Genomic DNA, 7,465 nt, shown 5'->3' on the forward strand with positions numbered 1-7,465 from the left:
ATTCTTGCCTCCACGGATTGGTCCGTGCCGCAGTTTATTGGGGGTGTAGCCCAAATGGACTCTGCAAGGAAGAAAAACCCCACGGTTTCGGGCTGTTATATGGCTCATTTGAGGGGCTTCCAGTGTCGGGTGGCAGGCCTGTCATCTGCCGCCCGGCAAATAGAACTCCGTAATCCCCCGCTTCCCCTCGGCCCGCCCGAGCTGCACGATCACATCTATGGATTTCCGGATGTATTCCCGCACCTCGGCGAAGGTCAGCGGTGTGCCAGCTTGCAGCACCATGATCGCCAGCCGGTCGATGGCGAGTTCTGCGGTTTCCGCGTGGATGGTGGAGACAGACCCGCCATGACCGGTGTTGATCGCTTCGAGATAGGTCAGAGCCTCGGTGCCGCGCAGCTCGCCGACGATGATCCGGTCGGGGCGCATGCGGAGCGAGGCCTGCAGGAGGGCGTTGGCGCTGCGTTGTGAGTCGGCACCGCGGTCGGCCAGAAGGGCGACGTTGTTCGGCTGGCTCGGGAAGAGCTCAAAAGCGTCTTCGATGGTGATCAGCCGTTCATGCTCGCCCACGTAGGTCAGCAGGCGGCGGGCGAAAGTGGTCTTGCCGGTCGAGGTGCCGCCGCTGATCAGGACGTTGAGCCGAGCCTCGACCAGGGTCTGCAGCGCGGCCTCGAGGTTCTCTTCGGCGAGTGTGGCGATGTTTTTCATCTTTTCGGCGCGGAGCGCATCGAGCGAGACGGCCTTACCGAAGAGATAGGTGGGTGCGTAGTCCCGGACGCTGCCTGCGGCGAAGAGGCGGATCGTGATTGAGGCACCGCGATTGATAGCGGGCGGCACGGCGACCTGGACCCGAAGCGGCCGGCCTGCATATTCCACCTTGCCGGACACGAGGGGGTTCTTCTCTGAGACGCGGGCCTTGGCGTCGCCGACGATGGTCTGGGCCATGTTGAGGGCGGTGGTGCGATCCACGGTCTGGCCCTCGTGGCGCATGGTGGCGTCACCCGCAACCTCGAGCCAGACCTTGCCGTCCGGGTTGATCGCGATCTCGACCACGTCGTCGCGCCGCAGAAGGTCGCGGAACGGGTCGAGATACCGCTCGAGGTAGGAGGCTGGGCTTTCTGTCCTGGTCAATAGATTACCACATCCCTGTCCACGAGCACGGTGACCGAGGCACCCTGATCGACATAGATCGTCGGCGCGATCGAAACCTGATCGGCGATGACCGAGCCGACGGCATCCTGAAGATCGCTGCCGACATCGCCCAGAACGATGCTGGTCGTCTCGTTATTGGCACTTTCCGCCGCCACCGCAGGCGCGGCTCCGATCACAGAAATCAGCGCCGCGCCGCCGAAGCGCTCGGCGAACTTGGTGTCGACGAGACCGGTGAGGCCGGAGCGGCCAAGCTGGTCCCCGCCCACGGCAGCGATTTCCATCGAGGTTCCGTCCGGCGTCAGGACACGGGTCCAGAGGATCAGGATGCGCTTCTGGTGCATGTCGATGCCGGAGCGGTATTGACCAAAAAGGCGGGAGCCCCGGGGGATCAGGATCCGGTCCCCGGAAAACGCCGGGACCGGCTCGGAGACAACCGCGACCACTGAGCCCGGCAGATCGCTGTTGATGGCGGTCTGGAGCGCCGCCTGGATGACGGATCCTTGGGTGAGTGTGCGCTCGGGATGGGTGAGGCGGGCGGCCTCCTGCACTTCGAGCGGTCGCGCGCTTTGCAGGAAGGCCTCATTTCCTGACAGGACCGGCCCCCCGGTGCCAACAGCAGCAGGATCGGCCACCGCCGCGCCACTCGCGCCGCCGCGCGGATCGTCGGCAAAGACCACCGCTGGCGATTTGATCTGCGCGGTCAAAAGCTCCTCGGCAACCCGCTCGGCCTCACGCTGACGCTGCTCCTCTTCCTGACGCCGGCGTTCTTCGAGCAGGCGCTGATCGGCGATTAGCCCTTCGCGATCGAGCTCGGCCTCGAGGCCTTCGCGCTGCGCCCGTTCGGCATCGAGCATGGCTTGCAGCCCTTCGATGCGGGCCTCGGTCTGGCGCTGCAGATTGGCAAGCTCGGTTTCCTTTGCGGCGAGTGTGGCTTCAAGCGCTGCCTTCTGTTCGTCGAAGGCTTCGCGCAGGTCTGCGACGGCAGACTGGATTTCCGAATTTCGCGCGGCCTGGCTGGCGGCAAGGGCCTCGCGGAGTTTGGCGATCTCGGCCAGCACTTCGGCGCTCGGTTCTGGGGCAGGGGCGGCGGGCACGTCGAGCGCTTCCTCGACAGCGATCAACGCGTCATTGACCCGTTGCTCGGTCTCATCTGGCGGAAACTCCAACCGCCCGCCGGTGCCGGGCCGACGGTCCTGGAAGGTCTCGACATCGGAGGTCTCGAGGGCGCTATCTCCCTCTTGCAATCCGGTGGCCAGGAAATACGCGACCCCGGCACCGCCAAGGGCGAGCGCGGCGGCGAGGGCGCCGACCCCGAGGCTGTTGCCCCGGCGTTTGGATTTGCCGCGCTGGCTGAATTGATCGAGGCGGTCCTGCAGATCGGGAGGGGTTTGATCGGCCAAGTCAGTTGCTCACGTAGATCGCGCTCTCGTCGCGCCAGGCGCAGATCGCCTCGTCGCCGATGCGCAGCGTCCAATAGGTGTTCACCCCGAGCACGCGGACGGTATTGCCAGCTTGCGTCCAGTTGACCGTGCGCTCGCGGCCCTGGTCGTCTGCCTTGAAGAGGGCAGGCTGGCGGGCGTTTTCCGGTAAGACGAAATACGTGTAGCGCCCGTCGTCATAGATATGGCTCGGACGGAAGTCGCCCTCGCCCGAGACGCGGTAGTTGTAGTTGCGCGGGGCCTCGAAGCCTTTGGGCTGGGTGTTACCTGTCGCGCGGCGCTCCTCGTCGGGGTAACGGAAGCGGACTTCGAAGAACATGCCGGTGCGGTTCGGGATTGAGCCCTCGCGCAGATGGAAGGAATAGGTGCGGCGGTTGGTGATCACCGTCATGTTGGTCGAGGCCTGCGCCACATGCGGCTTGATGGTCAGCACGTTGCCGAGCTCGGGGATCGGATCGACCTGGAAGCTCTCGGTGTCGCCGACGATCACCGCTTCAAACCGCTCCCCCGCCCCGAAATGAATCGTTGTCGAATGCCTCAGATCCGTCTCGATCCGGTAGACCTGGTTTTCGTTGTAGACGGCGGTGCGGATGCGGATATCGAGTGGACCGCCTTGCGGCGTGGCCTCGGCGAGTGCGGCAACAGGAAGGGCAAGCGCCAGGAGGAGCGCGGGGAAGGGTTTCATGTTGGTCAGTTCTCCAGGGTCTCGGCGTCGACGCGGTAGGCGGTCACCACGAAGCCCAAGGGGTTGGCCCAGACATCCTGAAGGCGCTGGCGGGTTTCGGGTTGGAAGTCGTAGCCGACGGTGGCCACATAGGACCGGGTGACGGTGCGGGTGTCGCGGGGACGGCGCAGCGTCCTTGTGAAGCGGACCTGGGCCACGCCGCGCTCGATCTGGTTCACGGACTTGATCACGACCTCGATCTTGGCGTCGCGGCCATAGACGGTGATCGGGTAGTCTTCGTTGGTGGAGGACCAGAGATCGCGCAGTGTGCGGGCGGCATCGCCATCTGAGCGGTCCAGCACCGAGTTGATGCGTTGCTCGCCGTCGGTCAGGTCATAGGTTTCTCGGTCATCGACGTAAGATACGAGATTGGCCTGGATGATGGCGTCACTTTCCGAGAGCGTCAGCGCCTGGACGGCGGCGACCCGGTCCATTTCGCCGGTTTCCTTGTCGACCACGACCACAAAAGTCTCGGTCGTCTTGAGCGGAAAGAGGCTCGCGCCTGCGACCATGCCGGCGACGCCGACCAGCACGCCGGCTGCCGCGACGAACCAGGCAAATCGTTCTCGCCGCCGAGGCCCGTAGATGAAATCCGCCTCGAAAGCGTCGCGGTCGTGGTTCGCGGAACTGGTCACAAGCTTCTTCAAGTCAGTCGTCTTTCACATCAGGGTTTGCGGAAGGATTTAGCGGCGGAGAGAAGCGCGCCGGGGCTTTGCCGGATCAACTCGCCGGTCTTCACCACGCCCGCATTGGCCATCTGGTTCAGCTCATGCGGGGACTTGCCGGTGACGAGGCGCGAGGTCGCGCCGGTGCCATACTGGCGCGTGTTCACGAACCCCTGCCGCGCGAGCCCGGTCAGGCCCACGGCATTGGACGCAATGCCCACGACGCCGGTGAGGTTGGAGGCGATGTAGGGAACCGAGGCCATAATCCCGGCGCTGAGGATGAGAATCACGAGGAATGGCAGGATGAGGCTGACGGTCTCGACATCGTTTGGGTCGGCAGAGGCGTCCCCGATGGCCTCGGCGATGGCGACGATGATGCCCGCAGCGCCTGCGGCAGCGACGGGCATGAGCGTATAGCCGATGGTTGCACGGGTCCAGGCCTCGAATAGCGACTGGGTCGGTTTGAAGAGCGAGGTCACGATCATGAAGGGGGCGATGACGATCATCAGCGCGAAGACGATGCGGGCGAAGGCGATGATCCCGGCAGTGACGGCGGCGAAGACGGCGGAAAGGACGAAGAAGATCGCCCCCAGGACCGCGCCGAAGACCCAGCCCGCGCGGTCGCCGATCGTGTCGCCATAGGCGGTGATGCGGGCGACCATGTTGTCGAGGCTCTCATAGACCCCGGCCTCGTCGCCCGACCCGGTGAGGGCCAAGATGGAGGCGCCGATAGAGTCGGGGACCTGCGTGACGATGCCATAGATGACGCTGAAATTGTCCCAGCTCTGCGCGAATATCCCGACAAGTGCCACCTTGATGCCGAAGGCAAAGCCGGTGCCGAAGGGCAGGGGGCGCAGCTGCATCACGGCGTTGATGCCGAGAAGGACGACAAGGAGTGTCGCGCCCGCCGAGATGACGTTGCCGACCGAGTCCGCCGAGGAGACAAAGCCGTCCTGCGCCACGGTGTTCACCGCGGCGTCGACTTGGCCAAGGATGTCGCGAATGACCCCCATTTACTCCGCACAGGCCTCCACAACTTGCGCCTCGAGCGCGTCCGCCTTGGCGTAGAGCTCGAGCACGTTGAAGGGCAGGCGCGGGTTGTCCGAGGTCTGGAACCGGGGCAGGGCGGCAAGCGCCTGATCCCAGGCGAACTGATCCAGCAGGCAGGTGCAGGTTTCCGAAGCGAGCGCCTCTTCGGCAATCAGGATGCGCAAGATCGCGCGGTAGCCATTGCGCAGATAGGCGGTTTCGGCCAGATCGGTGGGCGGTTTTGGGACACGGCAGGCGTCGGCCTCATCCCGTGCGATGGCCATCGAGTTGAAGGACGTGTCGCCGGACGGGTCCGTGGTCGGGGTCTGGGCCCGCACGGCACAGGGCAGGGATGCCAGGACCATCACCGCGAGACCAAGCGCCCTAATTGGAGCCAAGCCGTGGATCATGGACATTCTCATGGATCCACCGCCATCGAGCGGAACTTGCGCTCATCCGCGAGGGTCGCGGCATCGACAACGCCGAGTTGACCGGCACTTACGCCTTGCGCCGCTTCCAGCCGCCAGATCTGGGTCAGGATGATGCCAAGCTCGGCGGTGACGCGGGTGTTGAGATCGACGGCAGCCTTCAGCCCATCCTGATCGTCGATGAGCCCGACCATGGTCTCGAGCCGCTCAAGGCTTTGGCTCGCTTCTTCGTGGCTTTCCTGCGCGGCGACCGAGAGCATGGCGCTGGCCCCGGCCGAAGCGGCGATGCGGTTGTCGGCGGGCTGATCGGAGCCCGAAAGCGTGCTCAGGCGTTCCGAGGTGAAGCCGCTGCCGGAGAGCACCCGTTCGACCGAGGCCGAGAGCTCAGCGCCGGGATTGAAGCCGCTCAGAAAATCGCCGCTCGCCAGTGACTGTGCGGTGTTGAGCGGGGCCACCAGCTTGCCGCGCAGCGCGCGGAACTCTTCGACCGTGGCAAAAAGCTCACCAAGACCGCTGCCTTCGATCAAGGAGGTCAGCTGCGCCTCGAGGTTTGTGAGCTGTGACAGCTGGGTTTCCAACTCCAGCCGCATGGTGGCCAGCTGCTGCATCTGGACGTTCAGGTCCTCGGCCATGTGTTCGAGTTGGGCCACAAGTTGGCCGAGTTGCGATCCGTCAAAGGTCGGCACGCCTTGGGACGCTGCGGGCGAGGCGAGCCCGAGTGCGGTGACCGCAGCCACGGTCAGGAGAAGCTGTCTCATTCGGGAACTCCCATCTGCATGAAGTCGCGCTCGGCCAGCCGGTCGGCGACGAGGTGCTGCGCATAGGCCGCCTCGCGTTGCTGGTTGGCGGCCATCAGCCGGACGCGGAGATTGAGGATGCGGCCGATCTCGGCCTTGGCGTAGGTATTGAGCTCCCAGGCCGCCTTGGCATTGGGCTGGGCATCGATCTGCAGGATGATCGCGCGCAGGCGATTGATGACCTGTTCGGTCGTGGCGGAACTGTCTGCGGCGTAATAGACGCCCGCCTCGGAGATGCTGGCATATTCGGCGAGCGCAAAGTCCGAGGGCGAGAGCGTGCCAAGTGCGTCGGCGCCCCCCACCACGGCCAGATATTCGTTGTAGAACTTTGAGATGTTGCGCACGTAGCCTTGGGTCTCGGCAAAGGGCGGCACGCCGCCATATTCGATGACCCGGCCAGGGCCCGCGTTATAGGCCGCGAGCGCATGGGGGATATTGCCGAAACGGTTGAGCTGGGTCGTGATATAGCGCGCGCCGCCGCGCAGGTTGTCCTTCACGTCGTAGCGGTCGACGCCGAGGTCAGACGCGGTGCCGGGCATGAGCTGGGTGAGCCCATAGGCCCCGACCGGGCTTTCGGCGGCGACGTTGAAGCGGCTTTCCTGCTTGATCAGGGCCTGGAAGAGGCACCGCCACTGGGTGGCCGAGAGACCCGCGCGGGCCACACCGGGGGCCCTCGCGAACTCGCCCGCCACCTCGACGATCATCATCTCGACGGTCTCGCGGCCCTCGCCGAATAGGCGGTTGTTCATGGGGCTTGCATCGGTATTGGGATAGACCGCAGCCACCCCGAAATCCGCATTGCCTTCGAGTGCGCGGATATCGAAGCCGGGGCCGGTGATTGCAGCGGTCATCTCCTCGAGGACGCGGATCTGGTCGGCCTGGACATCGGCCAGAGTGGACTCCGTCCGATCCTTGTCCTGCTGGACGCCCAGATCTTCGGCGAGCGCCGTCACCCGCGCTATGGCGCGGCCGATCGCGGAATTGTCCTGCGTCGGCACGCCTTGGGCGAGCGCGGGCAGCACACCGAGGCCGAGGCAGAACCCGGCGGATATGATCGCGGCACGGCTCATTCCGGACGCGGCAGGGGCTCGAAGCTGCAGTCAGACTTTGCAGCCTGCTGGACCGGAGCGCCCATGGTCGAGAAGGAGAGGGCGGACTGAACCGCTCCGGGTTTGCCGGAGGCTCCAACTCTTGAGTAGGATGGAGCATCATGAGCAAGACGACGAACAAATAT

Annotated in this window: 8 protein-coding genes; all 8 read right to left on the reverse strand. The window is 64.9% G+C overall.

Annotated features, from left to right (window positions below; all coding sequences use genetic code 11):
• Positions 1-141: 141 nt before the first annotated feature.
• The 8 genes from virB11 to Q1B16_RS19655 are packed head-to-tail and all read right to left on the reverse strand — an operon-like array spanning position 142 to position 7,301.
• On the reverse strand, positions 142-1,128 hold the full coding sequence (gene virB11 / locus Q1B16_RS19620; protein WP_299793147.1) for a P-type DNA transfer ATPase VirB11: 987 nt from the start codon (positions 1,126-1,128) through the stop codon (positions 142-144).
• Complete coding sequence (locus Q1B16_RS19625) at positions 1,125-2,549, reverse strand: TrbI/VirB10 family protein (RefSeq protein WP_299793150.1); 1,425 nt, start codon at positions 2,547-2,549, stop codon at positions 1,125-1,127. Before Q1B16_RS19625 ends, virB11 begins: the two co-directional genes overlap by 4 nt.
• Before the next feature lies 1 nt (position 2,550).
• On the reverse strand, positions 2,551-3,273 hold the full coding sequence (locus tag Q1B16_RS19630; RefSeq protein ID WP_299793153.1) for a TrbG/VirB9 family P-type conjugative transfer protein: 723 nt from the start codon (positions 3,271-3,273) through the stop codon (positions 2,551-2,553).
• Between the two features lie 5 nt (positions 3,274-3,278).
• Positions 3,279-3,959, reverse strand: a complete 681-nt coding sequence (locus Q1B16_RS19635; RefSeq protein ID WP_299793156.1) for a type IV secretion system protein — start codon at positions 3,957-3,959, stop codon at positions 3,279-3,281.
• Between the two features lie 17 nt (positions 3,960-3,976).
• Complete coding sequence (locus Q1B16_RS19640; protein ID WP_299793159.1) at positions 3,977-4,990, reverse strand: type IV secretion system protein; 1,014 nt, start codon at positions 4,988-4,990, stop codon at positions 3,977-3,979.
• Entirely contained in the window at positions 4,991-5,416 is a 426-nt protein-coding gene (locus Q1B16_RS19645) for a hypothetical protein (RefSeq protein ID WP_299793162.1), read from the reverse strand. It abuts the gene before it with no gap.
• Positions 5,417-5,424: 8 nt separating this feature from the next.
• Positions 5,425-6,192 (reverse strand): type IV secretion system protein, encoded by a 768-nt coding sequence (locus Q1B16_RS19650; RefSeq protein WP_299793165.1) that lies wholly within the window; start codon positions 6,190-6,192, stop codon positions 5,425-5,427.
• A complete protein-coding gene (locus tag Q1B16_RS19655) occupies positions 6,189-7,301 on the reverse strand; it encodes a lytic transglycosylase domain-containing protein (RefSeq protein ID WP_299793168.1) in 1,113 nt (370 codons plus the stop codon). Before Q1B16_RS19655 ends, Q1B16_RS19650 begins: the two co-directional genes overlap by 4 nt.
• Positions 7,302-7,465: the final 164 nt, after the last annotated feature.

It is taken from the genome of uncultured Marivita sp. (genome assembly GCF_947488135.1).
Classification (GTDB): domain Bacteria; phylum Pseudomonadota; class Alphaproteobacteria; order Rhodobacterales; family Rhodobacteraceae; genus Marivita.

Excerpts from the sequence above, each read along its gene's own strand:
- Q1B16_RS19630 (WP_299793153.1), bottom strand. The coding sequence starts at position 3,273 with ATGAAACCCTTCCCCGCGCTCCTCCTGGCGCTTGCCCTTCCTGTTGCC.
- Q1B16_RS19640 (WP_299793159.1), bottom strand. The coding sequence starts at position 4,990 with ATGGGGGTCATTCGCGACATCCTTGGCCAAGTCGACGCCGCGGTGAAC.
- Q1B16_RS19645 (WP_299793162.1), bottom strand. The coding sequence starts at position 5,416 with ATGATCCACGGCTTGGCTCCAATTAGGGCGCTTGGTCTCGCGGTGATG.
- Q1B16_RS19650 (WP_299793165.1), bottom strand. The coding sequence starts at position 6,192 with ATGAGACAGCTTCTCCTGACCGTGGCTGCGGTCACCGCACTCGGGCTC.
- Q1B16_RS19655 (WP_299793168.1), bottom strand. The coding sequence starts at position 7,301 with ATGAGCCGTGCCGCGATCATATCCGCCGGGTTCTGCCTCGGCCTCGGT.